General features: G+C 69.8%; 16 protein-coding genes. 11 read left to right on the forward strand and 5 right to left on the reverse strand.

Annotation, left to right across the window (positions count from 1 at the left end; all coding sequences use genetic code 11):
- Nucleotides 1-697 precede the first annotated feature (697 nt).
- The 3 genes from BIV57_RS08150 to BIV57_RS08160 form a co-directional block, all read right to left on the reverse strand.
- Nucleotides 698-1672 (reverse strand): NAD-dependent epimerase/dehydratase family protein, encoded by a 975-nt coding sequence (locus BIV57_RS08150; protein WP_071656007.1) that lies wholly within the window; start codon nucleotides 1670-1672, stop codon nucleotides 698-700.
- A gap of 33 nt (nucleotides 1673-1705) precedes the next feature.
- Entirely contained in the window at nucleotides 1706-3172 is a 1467-nt protein-coding gene (locus tag BIV57_RS08155) for a helix-turn-helix domain-containing protein (protein WP_217651707.1), read from the reverse strand.
- A 255-nt stretch (nucleotides 3173-3427) separates the two neighbouring features.
- The gene (locus BIV57_RS08160; protein ID WP_071656009.1) at nucleotides 3428-3676 is read right to left on the reverse strand and encodes a hypothetical protein; all 249 of its coding nucleotides are present in this window, start codon (nucleotides 3674-3676) and stop codon (nucleotides 3428-3430) included.
- A gap of 273 nt (nucleotides 3677-3949) precedes the next feature.
- Between BIV57_RS08160 and BIV57_RS24010 the strand changes: the two genes are divergently transcribed.
- The 3 genes from BIV57_RS24010 to BIV57_RS08175 all read left to right on the forward strand — a co-directional run bounded on the left by BIV57_RS24010 (nucleotide 3950) and on the right by BIV57_RS08175 (nucleotide 6965).
- The gene (locus BIV57_RS24010) at nucleotides 3950-4582 is read left to right on the forward strand and encodes a DeoR family transcriptional regulator (protein ID WP_071656010.1); all 633 of its coding nucleotides are present in this window, start codon (nucleotides 3950-3952) and stop codon (nucleotides 4580-4582) included.
- Nucleotides 4583-4800: 218 nt separating this feature from the next.
- Nucleotides 4801-5256: a MobC family plasmid mobilization relaxosome protein gene (locus BIV57_RS25005; protein WP_071656011.1), complete on the forward strand. Its 456-nt coding sequence runs from the start codon at nucleotides 4801-4803 to the stop codon at nucleotides 5254-5256.
- Between the two features lie 44 nt (nucleotides 5257-5300).
- Entirely contained in the window at nucleotides 5301-6965 is a 1665-nt protein-coding gene (locus BIV57_RS08175; RefSeq protein WP_139275533.1) for a relaxase/mobilization nuclease domain-containing protein, read from the forward strand.
- Nucleotides 6966-7028: 63 nt separating this feature from the next.
- Here the strand turns inward: BIV57_RS08175 and BIV57_RS08180 are convergent, their stop codons facing one another.
- Nucleotides 7029-7991 (reverse strand): hypothetical protein, encoded by a 963-nt coding sequence (locus tag BIV57_RS08180; protein WP_071656013.1) that lies wholly within the window; start codon nucleotides 7989-7991, stop codon nucleotides 7029-7031.
- A 331-nt stretch (nucleotides 7992-8322) separates the two neighbouring features.
- Between BIV57_RS08180 and BIV57_RS08185 the strand changes: the two genes are divergently transcribed.
- Nucleotides 8323-9477: a hypothetical protein gene (locus BIV57_RS08185; protein ID WP_071656014.1), complete on the forward strand. Its 1155-nt coding sequence runs from the start codon at nucleotides 8323-8325 to the stop codon at nucleotides 9475-9477.
- A gap of 2 nt (nucleotides 9478-9479) precedes the next feature.
- Here BIV57_RS08185 and BIV57_RS08190 read toward each other — a convergent pair whose 3' ends face one another.
- Nucleotides 9480-10094 (reverse strand): hypothetical protein, encoded by a 615-nt coding sequence (locus tag BIV57_RS08190; protein WP_071656015.1) that lies wholly within the window; start codon nucleotides 10092-10094, stop codon nucleotides 9480-9482.
- 293 nt (nucleotides 10095-10387) lie between these two features.
- Between BIV57_RS08190 and BIV57_RS08195 the strand changes: the two genes are divergently transcribed.
- From BIV57_RS08195 to BIV57_RS08225, 7 genes are all read left to right on the forward strand, one after another.
- Nucleotides 10388-10711, forward strand: a complete 324-nt coding sequence (locus BIV57_RS08195; protein ID WP_071656016.1) for a hypothetical protein — start codon at nucleotides 10388-10390, stop codon at nucleotides 10709-10711.
- 207 nt (nucleotides 10712-10918) lie between these two features.
- On the forward strand, nucleotides 10919-11353 hold the full coding sequence (locus BIV57_RS08200; protein ID WP_217651708.1) for a hypothetical protein: 435 nt from the start codon (nucleotides 10919-10921) through the stop codon (nucleotides 11351-11353).
- Complete coding sequence (locus BIV57_RS08205; RefSeq protein ID WP_175548700.1) at nucleotides 11346-13997, forward strand: tetratricopeptide repeat protein; 2652 nt, start codon at nucleotides 11346-11348, stop codon at nucleotides 13995-13997. The genes BIV57_RS08200 and BIV57_RS08205 overlap by 8 nt, the downstream gene beginning before the upstream one ends.
- 698 nt (nucleotides 13998-14695) lie before the next feature.
- Nucleotides 14696-15268 carry a hypothetical protein gene (locus BIV57_RS24015; protein WP_071656018.1) on the forward strand — a complete coding sequence of 191 codons (573 nt, stop codon included), beginning with the start codon at nucleotides 14696-14698 and terminating at the stop codon, nucleotides 15266-15268.
- Between the two features lie 131 nt (nucleotides 15269-15399).
- Nucleotides 15400-16254, forward strand: coding sequence for a dihydropteroate synthase (gene folP / locus BIV57_RS08215; RefSeq protein WP_473234598.1), 855 nt, complete (start codon nucleotides 15400-15402; stop codon nucleotides 16252-16254).
- A gap of 51 nt (nucleotides 16255-16305) precedes the next feature.
- Nucleotides 16306-17046: a dihydrofolate reductase family protein gene (locus BIV57_RS08220; RefSeq protein WP_071656020.1), complete on the forward strand. Its 741-nt coding sequence runs from the start codon at nucleotides 16306-16308 to the stop codon at nucleotides 17044-17046.
- Between the two features lie 19 nt (nucleotides 17047-17065).
- Nucleotides 17066-18121: a class I SAM-dependent methyltransferase gene (locus BIV57_RS08225; protein WP_071656021.1), complete on the forward strand. Its 1056-nt coding sequence runs from the start codon at nucleotides 17066-17068 to the stop codon at nucleotides 18119-18121.
- Nucleotides 18122-18274 lie beyond the last annotated feature (153 nt).

The raw sequence follows: 18274 nt of genomic DNA on the forward strand, positions 1-18274 counted from the left end.
CCGAGGCGGGGGCGTAGGGCAGCTCGCCGGCGGTCCCGAGGCGGGGGCGTAGGGCAGCTCGCCGGCGGTCCCGAGGCGGGCGTGGCGCATGGCGGAATGGCCTCCTGGCGGTCCGGCGCTTGAGGGCAGCACGGGCCGCGAATCGTGAGGGTGCGCGAAGAGCGCGGAAGGGAAGGGGCGAAGCGAATGCCCGTGGTCGCCTGGCAGCATCCGGGCGGGCTGCACGCGGTCGTGACGTACCGTCAGACGGCGAAATGGCGGCTTGCCGAGGGCGTCAGCCGCGAGGTGGGGCGAATGCCCCAGGTGGGGATTTCGGGGTGATGGAACTCAGGGATCGGCATGGCAGCTGGGGCGAAGCGTGCTGCAATATGTGTCGAGTCCTTTCAGATCTTTCGTGCGGTTGAGTCGTGCGGCATGGTCGTCAGGGATTCGCGAAGAGACGGCGGGACGTGTCCTCGTGAAGAACGCGGTACTAGTCCTGCGCATTCTCGGCTACGCACAAGGACACCCAGGTAAGGCGGTGTTCGCCCGCTTTCCGCCGCGCCCAGAGCGAGATCCTCGCGACGTCTATCCGTGGATCGACGCGACCTTGCAGGCCGGCGACGGCCTCGCGGCCGTGCTTCGGCCTGCGGTTGAGGGCGAACTGGACGGCGAAGCCGCTCGCGAGGCGCTCGAACGGTGGGATGAAGCCCGGGCGTCAGCCCCGCGGCGAACCGGCCGCGCGTCGGCCCGATGAGGCCGCGGCAGCAGCCCAGGCGTCCCGAACGATCTCATCCAGCGACGATCGCTCAGGGCTCCAGCCGAGCCGCTGACGAATGAGCGAAGAGTCCGCAAGGACGGTTGGCGGTTCGGGCTGCGGCGGGTTATGAATGACCGTCATATTCCGCCCAGTGAGCCGCTGAACTGCATCAATGATGTCCGCGACACTGGCGCCCGTGGCGCCGACGTTGTAGATCTGGGGCCGTCCCGGCTCGGCGGCATCCAGCGCGAGGACGTAGGCCCGCGCCACGTCGTCAACGTGGACGAAGTCGCGGATGGCCGTCCCGTCCCTGTTGACTCCGAGCTCCGGCGCCTCCCCGGCCGCCACCGCGATCGCCTTGGGGATGATGCGCGTCAGGTCCGAGTCGCCGACTCCGTCCACGGCGCCGCAGACGTTGAAGGCTCGCAGTACCACTCCCGAGACACTGCCGGCCGTCGCCGCCTGGAGGACAAGCTCGTCGGCCTCCAACTTGGTTCTGCCGTAGGGGCTGCTCGGCGCCGGAGGGGCAGTTTCAGCGATCGGCTGCAGCTCGGGGGCACCGTAGACCGCAGCAGTGGATGCCTGAAGGAACACCAGTGGCCGGCCCCTCCGCTTGCCTTCCGCGACCGCCGCGGCGAGTACCGTCCGAGTTCCATCGACGTTCACATCCCGGTACTCGTCTGGCCGCTCGAAGGAGTCGCGCACCCGAGTGAGGGCCGCAAAGTGGCACACGGCGTCCACGCCGTACATGGCCGTCCTGACCGCCTTCTCGTCCCGCACGTCGCCGAACAGCGCGCGCTCGACAACCCGCTCCTGGACCAGGTCCCAGCGAGGGCGGCGCGTCAGGACGATCACCGTGTGACCTGCCTCGGTGAGCCGGTGGACAAGCGCGGTGCCGGAGAAGCCAAAGCCACCGGTGACCAGGACACGCATGCACAACTCCCTGTCTGAGACGACTCGTTGGAGCTAACCCAGAACCGTTCCGCGATGCTCCCACGCCAGTGACAAGCACGCTGCCGCCGCCGGAGCGAGCGGCTCGTGGTCCAGCAATCGCCGGACGTTGTCCTCGGTGAAGGGGATGCCGCTGCTGAACCTGTCCGGAGACGTGGATACGACCGTCCCTTCCATGTTCTGGTTCACCATGTCGACGAACAGCTCGTCGAACACATCCGGGTCGAACACGACCGTGGTGAGGATCTCCCCTGCGAGCGTGAGCGGATCCAGCCCGATGCCGAAGCACCACGCCCGCGCCTGGCCGCTGCGCCGGGCGCGGCTCAGCGCGCGGTACGGCTCGGTGTGCTGGTAGTCGATGGGCTCGCTGCTGTTGCCGTCGGCCTCCGGCAGCCCGAGGAACTCCTCCGCGTACTCGCGCATCATGTTGCGCCACAGGTTGAAGTCGTTGGATTGGTGCGCGGGAAACGGCGAGGACGGCTGGAAGACCCCAGCGGGCATGACGTGGTAGGTGTCGCCGGCGATCGCCACGCTTGCTGAGGAGCGATGGTGCAGCACGAATGATGGATCCTCGCCGGCGCGGCCGAGGCGAATCGTCAGGGTGTCGATGGAGGGCAGCAGCGGGCGGCGACTCAGGTCGAAGGGGTCGCCGATGAGCTTGCGGAAAGGCAGCGCGGCGGCGGGGGCGTCCAGCCAATTGGGATCGGATGCCGCGTCGATCCACCCCTGCGCTGTCTCGTGGGCAAGGCCCTCGCAGACGTCGAACATGTCGAAGTACATGGTGTAGCCGAAGGCGAGGTCGGCGACGCCGCCAGACCAGTCGACCTCCAGCAGCCGATAGCTGAGTCGGTTGTCGAACAGCCGCGGTGGGTCGACGATCCGGATCGCTTGCGAGTACCGCCCGAAGGGCCGGCCCTGCGCGGACATCGGACGTACGGCCCGCGACTCGGGCTCCACGCCAGTCACGAGGGGTGGGGTGTCCTGGTTGATCCAGGTCAGGGACACATCGGAGAGATCGACCGGGGTGGGCGCCATCCACTCGGGCTTGGCCAGGACCAGGCTCTGCCCCGCCCTGGGGATATCGGCGTAGAAGGCGGCGGCCGCGCGGGACAGCTCAAGCCGGTGGCTGTTGAGCGCCCGGCGCACGTGGCGCCAGCGCTGCTGTTCGCCGAGCGCCTCTTGCGGTTTTGCGGGCCCCGTCGCGGGGGTCGCTGGGGCCTCCGTCAGCCGAGCAGCGAAGCCGAGCGGGGCTAGGCCGAGCTCATCCTCGGGCAGCCCCAGAGCCTCGGCGAACCGCCGTAGCTCGCCGACATCGCGGACCTGGCGCTTGTTGCGCTCGATCATCGAGACATACGACTGATCGACGCCTACGAGGGCCGCCAGTTGAATCTGCGTCAGTCCGTGTAGGTCCCGGTACTCACGAAGCAGCTCACCGAGCTGCGAGCCGTCAGGGGGAGCGGTCTGCTGCTGTGAGGAGTACAACCACGGTCCTTGCGTCGGCTGCTGGGACGGGAGCACCGGCCGGCGGCTCTCGGCACGCTGGCACGGACTGCAGAGGATGCTGGGGTTGTCGCGTCCCAAGGCTGTTCCGCAGTTCGAGCAGGAGCGCTTCGCCGATGTCATCGCCATCGCCGCTGCCTCGCCTCCGAGTCGGGGCTGTTGCAGGCTACTCTGCTCCGCTCGGGGTGGATTGCGGAAGCACACGCCGGAAGAGGTGCTGTCGCCCTACGCGCCGGTCTATCGGCCGACCGTTGGACGGCCGCCGCGGTACGGGCACGGGCCGTGCTGGTGGTCCAGGTATGTGGCTGACCAGACGACGCCGGCCGTGCACCCGGGGCGCACCGCGACCGGGTAGAACGACCGAACGCCGGGTGTGTGGCTGGGGTCGTTGGTGGCAACCATGACGAACATTGCCATGATCCACAGGGGGAGCGCGAGTATCCACCAGCCGATGAGGCCCAGCCAGGTCACCTCGATGCGAGTCATGGCAGAGCGTTGCAGCCATCCGTGACGGTCCGGACCTGAACGGTGCCTTCCGGGGCTCGCGGTTGGCGTCGCGCGCCCCGGCAACCGTGCCTCAGCGCTTGGTGCGTGCTGCCCCCACTGAGGCACTGTCAGATCGGGCTCCTATTCTGGCGCTGGTCATCTGTCCGTGCGTGACGCCGAGCCGGTCCGGAGTTCGTCATCGACAACAGCAGAGGTCCCAGATCCGTCGGACACGAGCGCGCTCGAAACCGAGCTGAACGAATACGCAAGGGCATGGAGCTGGTCGCGCAGTGGCGCGTGGAGGTGCTCGCGGCGTTCCGCGAGCGTGATTGGGAGACGCTCGGATACCGCGACTGGGACGCCTACCTCTCCGGCGAGTTCGGGGCGCACCGTGTACGGCTGCCGAGGTCCGAGCGGCAGCAGATCGTCGCTGCGCTGCGGGAGGGCGCCATGTCGACGCGGGCCATTGCCTCTGCCATCGGCGTTTCCCGCGAGACCGTGCGGACCGATCTACAGGCGGCGCGCGACCAGGTGAATGATTTGGTGCGGGGACTCAATGGCAAGACCTATCGGACCCGCCGGCGGCCGAAGCGGCCCGCGAGTGAAAGCTCGACTGCGCCCCGCCAGCCCACCAAGAACGACGCGGACCGAGCCATCCGCGGCTTGGCCAAGTACGCCGCCCGGATCGACGGGATCCGTAAGAGCGGACTGCCACATCGCAGCCGCCGAGCCCTCGCCCGCCGGTCCACCGCGGAACTCGTCAACGGCACGGAGTCGTGCCTCCGGCTGCTCGAAGACCTTGCCCGCGAGGTCGGCGAGGACAAGCCGACCGTCGACCGGCTGCGCGACCTCGCCCATCGCGCCGAGGAGAGCTTCGACAGGATCCGCGCGGCCCTCTCCGAATAGCTCCCCCTGGGCCCGTAGTCCGCACACGTCCGTCTGCCAATCCACCGAGATCGGAGACCAGCCAAGTGAGCGAGTCCACCCCCGTCCCGCACCCGGACGAACCCTGCGGCAGCCGCCCGGATGACGACGGTGGCCACACCGCCGACGGCGGAGCGAGCTGTCTGTTCCGACACTCGCCCCCTGAGGGGCGAGTGTCGGAACAGGGCTCCGCCCCAGGGGTGGCGGAGGCCGCGGCCGGGGACGGACCGCAGCTGGGGAGCGATGCCGACCCTGACCTTGCCGACCGCGACGAGCCCGACATCCGCCAGCGCCTCCGCGCCGACGAGCCTCGCACCAACGTGCGCAGCATCCGCTACAACGACGCCGAACTCGGCGAGGTCGAAGCCGCCGCGCACCGCTCCGGCCTCACCCTCGCCAGCTTCGTCGGCAAGGCCGCACTCGCGGTCGCCCTCGCCGACAGCCACACCCAGGCCCTGGTCACCGATGACCACGCGAAGTTCGAGGCGCTGGACAACGCGGCGCGCGAACTCAGCCGGGTGGGAAACAACCTCAACCAGATCGCGAAGATCGTGAACTCCGGAGGCATCGCGCTCGACATCCAGGAAGCGCTGCGGGACTGCGGCGCGGCCATCGCCGAAGTGCGCCGGGCCACCAACGACTTCGTAGGCAGGTGACGATGGTCGTACCGAACATCGTCCACGGTCAGCGCACCCGGGGCTTGCTCTACTACCTCTACGGACCCGGCCGGAAGGACGAACACACCGACCCCCACATGGTCGCCGCCTGGGATCCGCTGCTGGCCCCCGACCCCGGCCGTGAGCCGAGTGCCACCCTCACGGAACTCGCCAACGTCCTGGACGCCCCCGTCCTCGCCCTGTCGGACAAGCGCCGCCCGGCCAAGCCGGTTTGGCACTGCTCCGTACGCACCGCGCCCGAGGATCGGCACCTGAGCGAAGCCGAGTGGGCGACGATCGCCCGGCGAATCGTCGCCGCCGTCGGCATCGCCCCGGATGGCGACCTGAAGGCCTGCCGGTGGGTCGCCATCCGGCACGCCGACGATCACATCCACATTGTGGCGACCGTCATCCGCGTCGATGGCAAACGCGCCAACCGCGACAACGAGCGCCGCCGGGCCCAAGCCGAATGCCGGCGTCTGGAGGTCGAGTTCGGTCTGCGCCGCCTCAATCCCGGCGACGGCACCGCCCACCGGCAGCCGACCGGCCCCGAGCAGCACAAGGCCCGCCGCACCGGACGCGCGCAGCCGGCACGCGAGACGCTGCGTGAGCGGGTGCGTCTGGCCGTGGCCAGCGCAGCCGACGAGGCGGGTTTCTTTGCCGCGCTGGGCGCGCTGGGAGTGCTGGTCGAGCGGCGCCGCGCGCCGTCCGGTGATGCGCTCGGCTACCGGGTTGCGCTGCCCGGTGACGTCGACAAGAGCGGCGTTCCGGTGTGGTTCCCCGGCGGCAAACTCGCCCCGGACCTGTCCCTGCCCAAGATCAGGGCCCGGCTGGCCGAACGGGCGGGGACTACGCCGCCCCCTCGGCAGCCGGCCACGGTGGCCTGGCGGTACGCCATCGGGGAGCTGGACCCTGTGCCTGCCGCACTCGGCCAGGCGGACGCGAGCGGGGCCGGGGTCCTGGTCGAGGTCGGCGCCGTCCTCGACGCGGCCGCGGCCGCCGCCCGGCCCGTCGATGTGCGGGTCCACCTGCGGCGGGCTCAACGGGCGTTCGAGAACGCCACGCGGTCGCGGATCCGCGCCGACCACAGGGCGGGCGTCGCGCTGAGCGAGGCCGCCCGCGGCATCGTCTACTCCGCGGGCGGGGACCTGCCGGACCTGGTGCTTGCCGCCTTCGTCCACACGCTGATCGGTGCCGTCTCCGTGGCTGTCCTCTGGCACGAGGCGCACCAGCACGCCCAGCAGGCCGAAGCCGCTCGCCTGGCCCTGGCCCATCTGCGCGCAGCCCAGCAGGAGGCGAGCACTGAACCGTTGGCCGCGCTGCGCTCGGCCCGGCCCGCCGCGCGCGGGCTTGCGCGCTACGCGCAGCAGGTGCGCTCCGCCCTACCCGACCAGGCGGACCGGATCCTCGCCGATGAGGACTGGCCTGCGCTGGCAGCGCAGCTGCAGCACGCCGAGCGCAACGGCTCTGACGGCGGCGCGCTGCTGCAGCGAGCGGAAGCGCACCGGGAGTTGGACAGCGCCACCCACCCCGCACGAGTGATCATCTGGCGGATCGTCCGGCTCGCTGGACCCGCGCCGGCGGAGGCGCGAGCGGCTGCCGCAGAGACCCGCACCGGCCTCGCCCCGGCCTCACCCGGGTTCCGTGCGGCGGATGAGTGGGACGCCCGCCACTCGGTGCCATCGGACGCCGCCCGACCCGCCCGCTGACGGTGCTGGGCTCCATGACCGCACGAGCCCACGCCGAATGGGTCTCCAATCCGCCGCGTGAAGTCAGCAGGATGCATCGGTCCACCGGTCGCATGCGCCGATCAGCATGTCCAAGGCGGCAGCCTCGCCATTGTTGAAGGCCGAGGCGACCGGTGGAAAGCACACTCGCATTCGATGCCACGCGATGATCCTTGTGCGCTGGTCCGAAGGTAGGAGAGTCGTACCCCAGCATCGGAACCCCGTCTGGAGGCAGGTCGCCAATGCGCTGTCCAGGCTCTCCACCGCCGTAAGTGCCGCCCGCCGGTCGGCCGGCACTACCGGATTGCTTGCTGGGATGTCCTCGATCAGCAAACGGACCTGGTAGGCGCGCTGAGCTACCAACGTGCAGACCTTGCGGGTCCTGGAATGGGCTTTGAAGATGAAGGCCGCGGTTGCGATCGTGATGCTGATTGGAATCGCGATGGGCTCTTGCCTCACCATGCTTGTGAGCATGATTAGGGATCCGAAGGAGAATCCGGAGATGAAGAGGCAGTGAATGGTGATGGCTCGCAAGATCCTCCAGCGGACCGCGCTGACGCCGTCGAACGCTCCAATGGGCTCGAAGTGTGGCGAAAGGAACCGGGCGATGAACGCCGCAATGATGATGAAGTTGCCCATCAGTGCCCGCTGAGAGGGCCGGTCGTTGCTGATGGCCAGCCAAATGAGTGCGCCGATCAGCGTTAACGGTACAACGTAGGCGATGCGCCCAGAGAGCCATTCGACGAATCGCTGCAAGAAATCGATGTCGACGAGCAGGGCCAGGCCGTGGATCGTAATCAGCGCTGCACCGATCACCCCGGGAACCCACCCGTAGCCCACTTGATAGATCACAGAAAGGGCTACGAGCGGGACGGCGGCCAGCACCATCAGCCACCCGGCGGCCCGCCTCCGACGCATCGCTGCAGGCGCCTCGCCGTCTGGGCGGGCCACCTCAAGGACAGACAAGATCCCCGGTGCGCCGTGCGATCCTTCGAACCGTTGGACCATCCACGCCTCCCTCCTCGCTGCGAACAATCTGACGCCTTGCGAGCGCCATGCAGTTCCAAAGGAGTGTGAACGCCTTTAAGCCACTGACCAACGACCTGCGTGGACGTTGGGCGAATCACCTGCGAGTGCTGACCGGCCGCGCCATTTGGCAGGCGGCCTGTACCACGACATCGTTTTCCATTGCGCTACCGCCTGCCGGGTCGGGCCGAAGAGGCTCCAGGTGGCCGGATAGGGGTCTTGCGCCGACTACCAGGAGCGCTGACGCTGAGTCAGGCGATCGTCGCCGCGGGTCGCGGGGCCGCGCGCGACGCTCCGGCTGAGGAGGGGAAGCATGGCGCGACCGCTCGAAGGGCCCGAGGAGCTGATAGAGGCACTGCGCGATCGAGTCCTGACCGTGGCACCGGAACGCAAGGCCAACGACATCATCGGGCATGTCGATCCCGAGTGCGGCGGGCTCGTCCTCACGGGGCCGACATCCCGCGATGCGACGCCGGGCTTGAACCACTACCGCGAGCGTCTGCTGATTGCGAGAGACCCTGCGCGCTACACCAAGCAGGTCGCGACGGCTGGAGACCCCTTCGGGGTCGCAGCGGACGACGGCGGCCTGTTCGGCCACGCCACTCTCGCGGACCGGCTTAGGGATCAGACGCGCACGCGCTGGAGCGCCTTCGCGGTGACCCCGACCGGCTACATCCCGGCAGACGGACAGGCAGCGCTTGACGCGGTCGTCGACCGAACCAACGAGATCGACGACCAGGCGCTCGTCGTCGCTCTCCCGGTCGGCCACCTCTGGCTCGCCGAGCCGCGGGTCCGAAGGCTGATGGCAGCCATTCAATCCATCCACCATCCGATCGCGCTCGTCATCGACGGCGGCAACCGTACCGACCCGCAGGAGCAGCCCGGTGTATCCGAGCAGTTGAGAGCACTCTGCGCCTCCTGCGATCGTCTGGTCGTGTGGCGGACCGACCTGGCCGGTCTTGACTCGCTCGCCCACGGTGCCCTCGGAGCGGCCGTCGGGATCTATCCCGGCCTCCGGCACGGGATGCGCCCCCCGTGCGAGGACGACAAGAAGGACGGTGGTCCGGCAGGCTCGTTTTCCGCGCTGCTTGTTCGCGAGCTGCTGCGCTTCATGCGGATCGACCAGGAGAAGAATCGCTTCTTCGACGCTGTGTGCGGCCTGGAGTGCCCTTGCACGGTCTGCCAAGGGAGGTCGCTGGCCAGCTTCAAGGACATCGGCGAGGACCAGCTCCTGGTCGCACGGCACAACACCATTGTGATCAACGCGCTCGGGGCGGACCTCGCCGCGTGCAACGCCGGACTGGACCGGTTGGATTGGTGGCGCCAGCAGCTGGCCGACGCGATCGAACGGCATCGGCACATGGCGGCAAAGGCCCAGATCAGGGAGAAGGACGCGGTTCCCGCGGTACTGCTGAGGTGGCTTCAGGGCTCGCCGCCTCCGTTGACGGAGGGCACCGCTCTGGGATAGCGCTATCCCAGCTGATCGGCGTGGAGCAGCCTGCCCCAGAGCTGTTCGTCGAAGCGCCAACGGGCTGGATCGTGCCACTGCCGGTAGTTCGCCGGCTCGACCACCCAATGGGCGGACCCGCTCCGGTCCTCTGCTGCGACGCCAACGCCGTAGTAACGGCCCTCCATGACGGCCAGATCCAACTCGCGCAGACCGGCCGGGAAGATCACAGCGCGGGCGCAGAACGGCGCGTACTGGGATGCGGCGGTAATCCCCGTTTCCCAGTCGCGGGAGCGCAGCAGAACGGTGCTGGCCCGGATTGGCGGCACCGCGAGGCGGGTGACGTCTCCGCCCCAGGTGAAGTCGACAGCTCCGGCCGGGGCGTGCTCGATGAGGTTGCGGTGGCATGGGTCGAGCTTCTCGATCCACGTCGGGATGCCCAGCGGCAGCTCGAACATCGCCTGGAGCAGCTCGCGATCCTCAAGCGCTCCCAGGCCGGCGTGCTCGCGCCGCTCGATCTCGTCGGCGAAGGCGGTGGCTTCGACGAGCAGGCTGTGGCCGTCCATCCGGACCGAACCGCGGATCGCGTTCGTGCTCTTCGGACCGAGTAGCTGCTCGACAGTCGTCGTGGTGAGCATGCGACGCACTCCTTGGGTCATCTGCCGTGGGTGTCTGTCTATCCGGGGACACGGGCGGGCCGCCGGAGAACCGTTCTTCCGCTGCGCGAGTGCCCCGGCGCGCGGTAGGGGGCCCGGGGACGACTTCAGAGCGGACGTCGTCATCCGGCGACGTTCATCTGCGGCGGTTCCATGGCCCCAGCGCTATTGGCATCCCTTGGGACATGCGGCATTCCCACCGTGCCCCATACGGCCCTCCCGACTCCCCGTCAGCCAGCCGTAGCCTTCCCACACCTACCTGCCAGGGGGATCCAATGCCCGACAAAGCCCTGATCAAAGACGTAACCAAGCTCGCTGGGAAGCTTGGTATCACAGTCCGCGGTGATGCCTTCCGGATCGACGGGAAGTCTGTGCCGATCGCCGGGGCATCCGCCACCGTCGATGACGGCGACGCGGCACGCCGCCGGATCACAATGACGCGCCTGGCGTTGATCGGCCCGTTTGCTCTGGCGGCGAAGAAGCACGTAGGACAGCTGTTCCTGACGATCGAGAACGGTGACGCGGCGGCGATCGTCCCCATCACTGGCAAGCGCCAGTTGGAGGCGAGACAGCTCGCTCTTCGCCTCAACAAGCAGTAGCCGACTGCGTGCGCGTCGGTAGTACCCGCATCGGTGTTCGAACAGAGGCGATTGCGAGGTCTATTGGTTTTGGTGGGCACGTGGCACAAGGGGTGGTGCGCTGGCGCCGTTTCCCGCTCCTGGGGCCCCGGCCGGGGCTAATCTGCCCGACAAGCAGCCTTAGACCTCACCGGCCATAGGCCGGCCACCCGAGCGGGGGATGCCAGCGTGGATGAGATCGTCGCACTCGCACAGCAGATCACGCCGTACGCGACTGCTGCGGTGACGGCCTATGGCGCCGGTGTCCTCACCCGCGCCGAGAACAGCGCCGCCGACGCGACCGTTGCCTTCGGCCAGCGCCTGCTGCGGCGTCTGGTGCACCGCCGCCGCTCCCCGGACACGGCCCCCGACCCCGTCACCGTGGCCGTGACCGACCTGGCCGCGGCGCCGGCGGACGAGGACCTGCAGGCAGCCCTGCGCCTGGCCATCCGCCGAGCCCTGACCGCCGACCCAGAGCTATACCAGGAGATCAGCGCGCTGCCCCGGCCGTCCGGCCCCGGCGATGCCGTTCAGGCCATCGGGGAGCGCTCCGTCGCCATCGGCCGAGACAACACCGGCACCATCCGCACCGGTGACAGCCCCTCAAACCAACCACATGTCTGACGCTGACCCGCCCTCGGCGCCGACCCCGCCGGGGGGCGAGCGGTCCATTGGTGTCGGCAGGGATAATCACGGCTTCATCCACTCAGGGGACCTCCATCAGCATCCTGGCCCCGCTCCGCGTGCCCTGTCCTCGCTGCCTCCTCTCCCAGTCGCCCTTTGCGGACGCGAGCGAGAGCTGAATGAACTGACCTCACGGCTTTGCCCGGATGCGGCGGAGACGGACTCTGTGGTCGTGGTGTGCGCGGTGGACGGCATGGCGGGGGTCGGCAAGACCACGCTTGCGCTACATGCGGCCCACCGAGCTCTGGACCACAAGGACTGGTTCCCCGCCGGGGCGCTCTTCATCGACCTGCACGGCTACGAGGAGACCAACCGGCTCACCCCAGACCAGGCGATCCAGTCCCTGCTTCACCAGCTGGGCGTTCGCTACGCCGACCTGCCTCCTACACCCGAGGATCGGGCCGCGCTTTACCGCTCGGAACTGGCGAAACTCGGTGAGCAGAGCGGGCCCGCGCTGCTGGTCATCGACAACGCTCACCCCGCCTCGCACGCAGACCGGCTGCTGCCTGGTCGTGGCCGGCACCGCATGTTGCTCACCTCCCGGCACCGGCTGACTAGTCCGGGCCTGCCGGGCTATCGGCTTGCTATCGATGTCCTGCCCGCCGTGGACGCCACTGCGCTGATCGTCGCTGCGCTGACCGCCGCCAATGCCTATGACTCCCGCGCCACCGACGAGCCCAAAGCCCTGGCCGATGTTGTCCAGTACTGTGGCGGACTTCCCCTGGCGCTGCAGATCGCCGCCGCACTCCTGGTCGCCACCCCGGACCTCACGATGGCAGAGATGGCCCAGGCCCTAGAGGAACAGCAGTCCCGGCTGGAGGTGCTGGACTACCGAGATGATGACGGCCGCCAGCTAGCCGTCCATCCCGCGTTCGCCCTGTCACTGCGCGCTCAACCCGAGGAGCAGCAGCATCTGTTCGGCCTGCTCGCGCTGAACCCCGGGCCGGATGTGTCCACTGAGGCCGCCGTCGCGCTCGCCGATGCGCCTTCCGCCCAAACCAGGCAAGGGTTGAACGCCCTGGCCCGAGCTCATCTGATCGAAGCTGTCGAAGCCGGGCGCTGGCGCTTCCACGACCTCCTGCGTCTGTACGCCGCCGCGCGGCTTTGCCCGGACGAGCCGGATGCGAAAGCGGCCGAGGCCCGGGTGCTGGAGTACTACCGCGAAACGGCCAATGTGGCCGACGTTTGGCTTCGCGCTCTTCCCGGCGATACCGCGCCGCGTTTGTTCGACAGCAGAGATCAGGCCCTCGCGTGGATGGATGCCGAGGTTGGCAACCTCGTTGCAGCGACCGCGCACGCAGCGCAGGTCCATCCGAAGACCGGGCTGTCCCTCGCTCTATGCATGAGTGAGTACCTGAACTGGAGACGGCGCTTTGACAACTGGCTGGCGGTGGGCCAAGTAGGCCTGTTGGCTGCCCAGACGGCCGGGGACCGATCCGGAGAGGGCTTGGCTCTGAACAGCCTTGGGATCGCGCTGCGAGAGGTACGGCGGTTCGAGGAGGCGGTTGACGCCTGTCGGCAGGCTGCCGCCATCTTCCGCGAGTTCGGCGATCGGAACGGTGAGGGCGGCGCCCTGGGCAACCTTGGGGCCGCTCTGCTACGGATGCGGCGGTTCGAGGAGGCGGTTGACGCCTGTCGGCAAGCTGTCGCCATCTTCCAAGAGACCGGCGATCGGCACGGAGAGGGCTTGGCTCTGAACAGCCTTGGGATCGCGCTGCGAGAGGTACGGCGGTTCGAGGAGGCGGTTGACGCCTGTCGGCAGGCTGCCGCCATCTCCCGCCAGTTCGGCGACCGGCACGGTGAAGGCGGCGCCCTGGGCAACCTCGGGGTCGCCCTCCTAGAGGTTCGGCGGTTCGAAGAGGCCATCAAAGCCCACCAGCAGGCCGCCACCATCTTCCAAGAGACCGGCGACCGATATCACGAGGGCTTGGCTTTGAACGGCCTTGGGATCGCGCTGCGAGAGGCGCGGCGGTTCGAGGAGGCGGTAGACGTCGGCCGGCAGGCTGCCGTGATCTTCCGAGAGGCTGGCGACCGGCACGGCGAGGGCCTTGCCTTGGGCAATCTCGGGTTTGCCCAGGTAGAGGTGGGGCGGTTCGAGGAGGCGATCGACGTCGGCCGGCGGGCCGCCGTCATCTTCCGAGAAGTCGGCGACAGGCATCGCGAGGGCATAGGCATGGTCTGCCTGGGGATCGCGCTGCGAGAGGTGGGGCGGTTCGAGGAGGCCGTCAAGGCCCACCGGCAGGCTGCCGTGATCTTCCGAGAGGCCGGCGACCGGCACGGCGAGGGCGAGGTCCTGAGCAACCTCGGGGCCGCCCTGCAAGGGGTGGGGCGGTTCGAGGAGGCGATCGACGTCGGCCGGCAGGCTGCCGTGATCTTCCGAGAGGCCGGCGACCAGCACCGCGAGGGCATGGCACTGAGCAACCTCGGTGGTGCCATGGCAGGGGTGGGGCGGTTCGAGGAGGCGGTTGACGCCTGTCGGCAAGCTGTCGCCATCTTCCGAGAGACCGGCGACCGGCACGGCGAGAGCCAGGCCCTAGACAACCTCGACATCGTCCAGGCCAAGAAACGGCACGTCCAGGAATGAGCTACTGAAGATTGCTTGGCGTCCAGAGCGAGCCAGTTTCGCTTGCCGCGGTTTCAGAAAACGGTCCTGGCGCCACTACCCAACATGCACGCCGGGCATCTGAGAACCAGCAACCCAGGCCGCGGCGTATGAGCACGACCTGGAAGTCCGCCAGCTGGTACTGGAGGAGGGTGCAGCAGCGGCGGAATGGTCCTTGCGCTGACCCTGCGGTGGTCGTGCGTCCCACACTCCAGCGGCTCTATGTGCCATTCGTGTGCCACACAGCCAGGCCGAGGGCGCCGAACGCGACGTACGCGCAGGTCAGATACCGTAAGGCTACTTGTGCTGGCATGGTCTTGAAAACCATCGTGGCTTCGCGGCCACCGTGGGTTCGAATCCCACCCTCACCGCCGAGAACGCCCTTCTGGCCTGCAGAAATGAGGTCAGGAGGGTGTTTTTGCGTGTGGATGCGGTTTCCGGTGCACTGGTCGACGCCCAGGACATCAAGCCGTCACCGGTCATCCGCACGGTCCGACCGTGGGATCGTCACGCCGCTCCCGCCGGGCGCGCACCTCCCGGGAGGACAGGGCCCGCACCTGCTCCAACTCGCGCCTTTCGCGTTAGCGGGGTGTTAGCCGGGCGGCGGTGGATCGCCAGGGGGCGGCGGCAGTGTGGATCTCACCAAGCCCGCTGCGCCACCCCGAGAGGATGAGGCGAACATGTCGCGTCAGACCACCCCGTTCCGCACCGCCCAGAAGGCCTTCGCCGCCGCCGTGCTCGCCGTCGCCGCGCTCGGGCTCACCGCCTGCAGCGGGACCGTGACCGGCTCGACCTCCACCAACTCCGCCTCCGGCAGCGGCTCCGGGACCGTCACCGCGCAGCACTCCGCGAGCGCCGCGCCCACCTCCGGCGCGCACACCGCCGCACCCAAGCAGGGCACGACCCCGCGGCGGGGCACCGGCTCCGGCACCGGTACGAGCACGAGCACGGGCACGGGCTCGGGTTCGGGCGCGGGCTCGGGTTCCGGTTCGGGGCGGCAGTCGGACGCGAAGTGCACCGACCGGATCAACTACGCCGGAGACCCGCGCTCCAACGCGGAGATCAACAGCATCGGCGCGGACACCGGCCACTGCCCGGCCCCGGAGAAGGCCGCCGCGCACACCGGAACGCCGAAAAAGCCCGGTGTCAGCTGCACCAATCAGGTCGACTACGCGGGCGACCCGCGCTCCAACGCCGAGATCAACAGCATCGGCGAGCAGTCCGGCTACTGCTCGCCCGTCCAGCACCAGTGAGGACGGCGCCGCGTGGGCGCGCTCTGCGCGGGGCGGGGGCAGGGTACGGTCGGTGTTGGGTCGTGATCGACCACGTCGGAATGCGTCTTCTGTCCTGGTAGTGCCCCGGAGGGTCAATGTCGTTGCATGAGCTGGTCTTTCGGGGCCGTCGCCTGACCAGTGACCGCGCCATGGTCATGGCGATCATCAACCGCACGCCCGACTCCTTCTACGACCACGGGGCGATCTGGGCCGAGGACCTGGCCCGCACCGCGATCAAGACCGCGGTGGAGGAGCAGGCGGAGGTCCTCGACTTCGGCGGGGTGCCGGCGAGCCCCGGGCCGGAGGTCACCGTCGCGGAGGAGATCTCCCGCGTGGTGCCCACCCTGCAGTGGGCCCGGGAGACCTACCCCGACCTCGTCATCAGCGTCGACACCTGGCGCGCCGAGGCCGCCGCGGCGTTCTGCGAGGCCGGCGCCGACCTGATCAACGACAGCTGGGGCGCGGCCGAGCCGGAGATCCTGGACGTGGCCGCGCAGTTCGGCGCCGGTTACGTCTGCTCGCACACCGACGGGCTCGCCCCGCGCACGGACCCGGTGCGGCCGCAGTACGACGACGTGGTGGCCTCGGTGCTGCGCGACTGCACGGCGCTGGCCGAGCGCGCGCTGGAGAAGGGGGTGCCGCGGGAGGGGATCATGATCGACCCGTGCATCGACTTCTCCAAGAACACCTACCAGTCGCTCGAGGTGCTGCGGAACGTCGACAAGCTGGTGGCCACGGGGTGGCCGGTGCTGATGGCGATGTCCAACAAGGGCGTGGTCGGCGAGACGCTGGACGTGGAGATGGACGACCGCCTGATCGGCACGCTGGCGGCGACGGCGCTGGCGGCGCGGGACGGGGCGGCGATGTTCCGCGCGCATCAGCCGCGGGAGACGCGGCAGGTGTGCGAGATGGTCGCGAGCATCGAGGGGTCCAGGCCGCCGGCGGCGGCGCGCAGGTGGATCTAGGGGCGGGTCGCGCCCCCGAGCGCGCGTCCACGACGGAAGGGTGTACCCACAGTGCGGCAGATCTGGCCGGCCGGGCGGGAGCGCGAGGTCGACGACGCGGTGCTGGAGGAGCTGTACGCGTATCCCTCCGAACGGCCCTGGGCGGCCGTCAACTTCGTCTCCAGCGCCGACGGGGGGATCGAGGTCGGCGGGCGGTCGCGCCCGCTCTCGGACGCGGCGGACCGCAAGATCTACCGGCTCGGCAGCGACCTCGCCGATGTGGTGCTGCTCGGCGCCGGCACGGCCGTGCGGGAGGCGTTCGACGGGATCCACCCCGACACGCTGGCCGCCGACCGCCGCCGCCGGCACGGGCTGGCGCCCGTCCCGCCGATCGCCGTGGTCACCACCGGGCGCTCGCTGCCGCCCGACGCGCCCGTTCTCACCGGCGCGGCCGTGCCCACCCTGGTGCTCGCCCCGGACGACGTCCCCGCGGAGCTGAAGAAGGCCTGGTCGGACGCGGGCGCCGAGGTGGTGCCGTGCGGGGCGCACGGCATCGTCGACATGCGCCGCGCCCTGGACGCGCTGCGCGAGCGCGGCCTCGCCCGCGTCGACTGCGAGGGCGGCCCGCACCTCTTCGGCTCGCTGCTGGAGGCCGGCCTCGTCGACGAACTGCGGCTCACCATCGCCCCGTTGCTGATCTCCGGTCGGGCGGGAAGGATCGCGGTGGGCGCAACGGCACTCGACCCCGCCGCGCTGACCCTGGCGTCGGCTCTCGCCGAAGGGGACACGCTGCTGCTGCGCTACCTGCTCTGATTCGAGAGGACGCCGCAGCATGACGACGAACGGCCGGCCCGGATACGGCGACGCCACCGCGCACTACCTGTCCGCCCGCCGCCGCGACCCGGTGAAGGTGCTGATGGAGGAGGTGGCCACGCACCGGGTGCTGTCCCGTGCCGTCGCCGCCCTCGACCTCGCCCCCGGCGCCCCGCTCACCGTGCTCGACCTCGGCGCCGGCACCGGCGACGGGCTCGCGCTGCTCACCGAGCGCCACGGCGAGCCGGCCGCCCCGGCCGCCGGCCACCCGCTGCGCTACACCGGGCTCGACGCCGACCCCGGGATGGTGGCGACAGCCCAACAACTGCGGCCCGAGGCCCGGTTCGTCCAGGGCGACATGCGGGACGCCGGCGACCCCGAGCGGTTCGGCGGCACCGACCTCTACCTCTCCTGCGGGGTGCCGTGGTCGCACCTCGACCCGGACGCCGCGCGCACCGCCCTCGCCGGAATCCTCGCCGCCGCCGCCCGGCGCGCCACCGCCGCGCGGCCGCGCCGCACCGCGATCGTCGTCGACGTGCTGGGGCGCTACTCGGTGGAGTGGACGCCCAACTGGGGCCGCACCCGCTGGAACTACGCCATGAGCTTCTTCGAGGACGTCGACGCGACGGTCGAGGAGATCATGCACACTTACGACCGCCCCGGCCTCGACGCGCTGATACACCAGGCCGCCGACGCGGCCCGACTCCCGGCGCTCGGCGTGCCGTTCGCCGTCGAGTACGCCGACCGCTCCGTCCTCACCGGACGGCACACCGCCACCCGCGCCCTCAACCCGGCGCTGCCGGCGCCCTACCGCACCCTCGTCAACCGGCTGCACCGCGGCGAGGACATCGACCCCGCCGAGCTGCGCCACACCCCGCCCACCGAGGGCGCGCCCGACGACGTGCTGCGCTTCCATGCCGAGTTCGCCGACGGCTGGAACACGCTGCTGGCGACGGCCGCCGCCGGGCCGGAGGCGCTCGCCCGGGCGCTGCTGGAGCACGAGCTCAAGGCGCCGCGCGGCCTCGGTGCGGGCCACTCCCTCTCGGCCGTCGTCCTGGTCCGGCCCGGCGGCTGAGCGGGCGGCGACGGGCCGCCACATCCGGGAGCCCGTACCGCTGTTCCCCATCCCGTCCCATCCGAAACGCCCCCTTCCGGCCAATCGCCCGGAGGGCGCCGCGCGCGCCTTCCGGGCGCCCGACTCCGGTGCAAGAGTGTGGGGCGCGGCGAG

This window comes from Mangrovactinospora gilvigrisea (assembly GCF_001879105.1).
Lineage (GTDB): Bacteria > Actinomycetota > Actinomycetes > Streptomycetales > Streptomycetaceae > Mangrovactinospora > Mangrovactinospora gilvigrisea.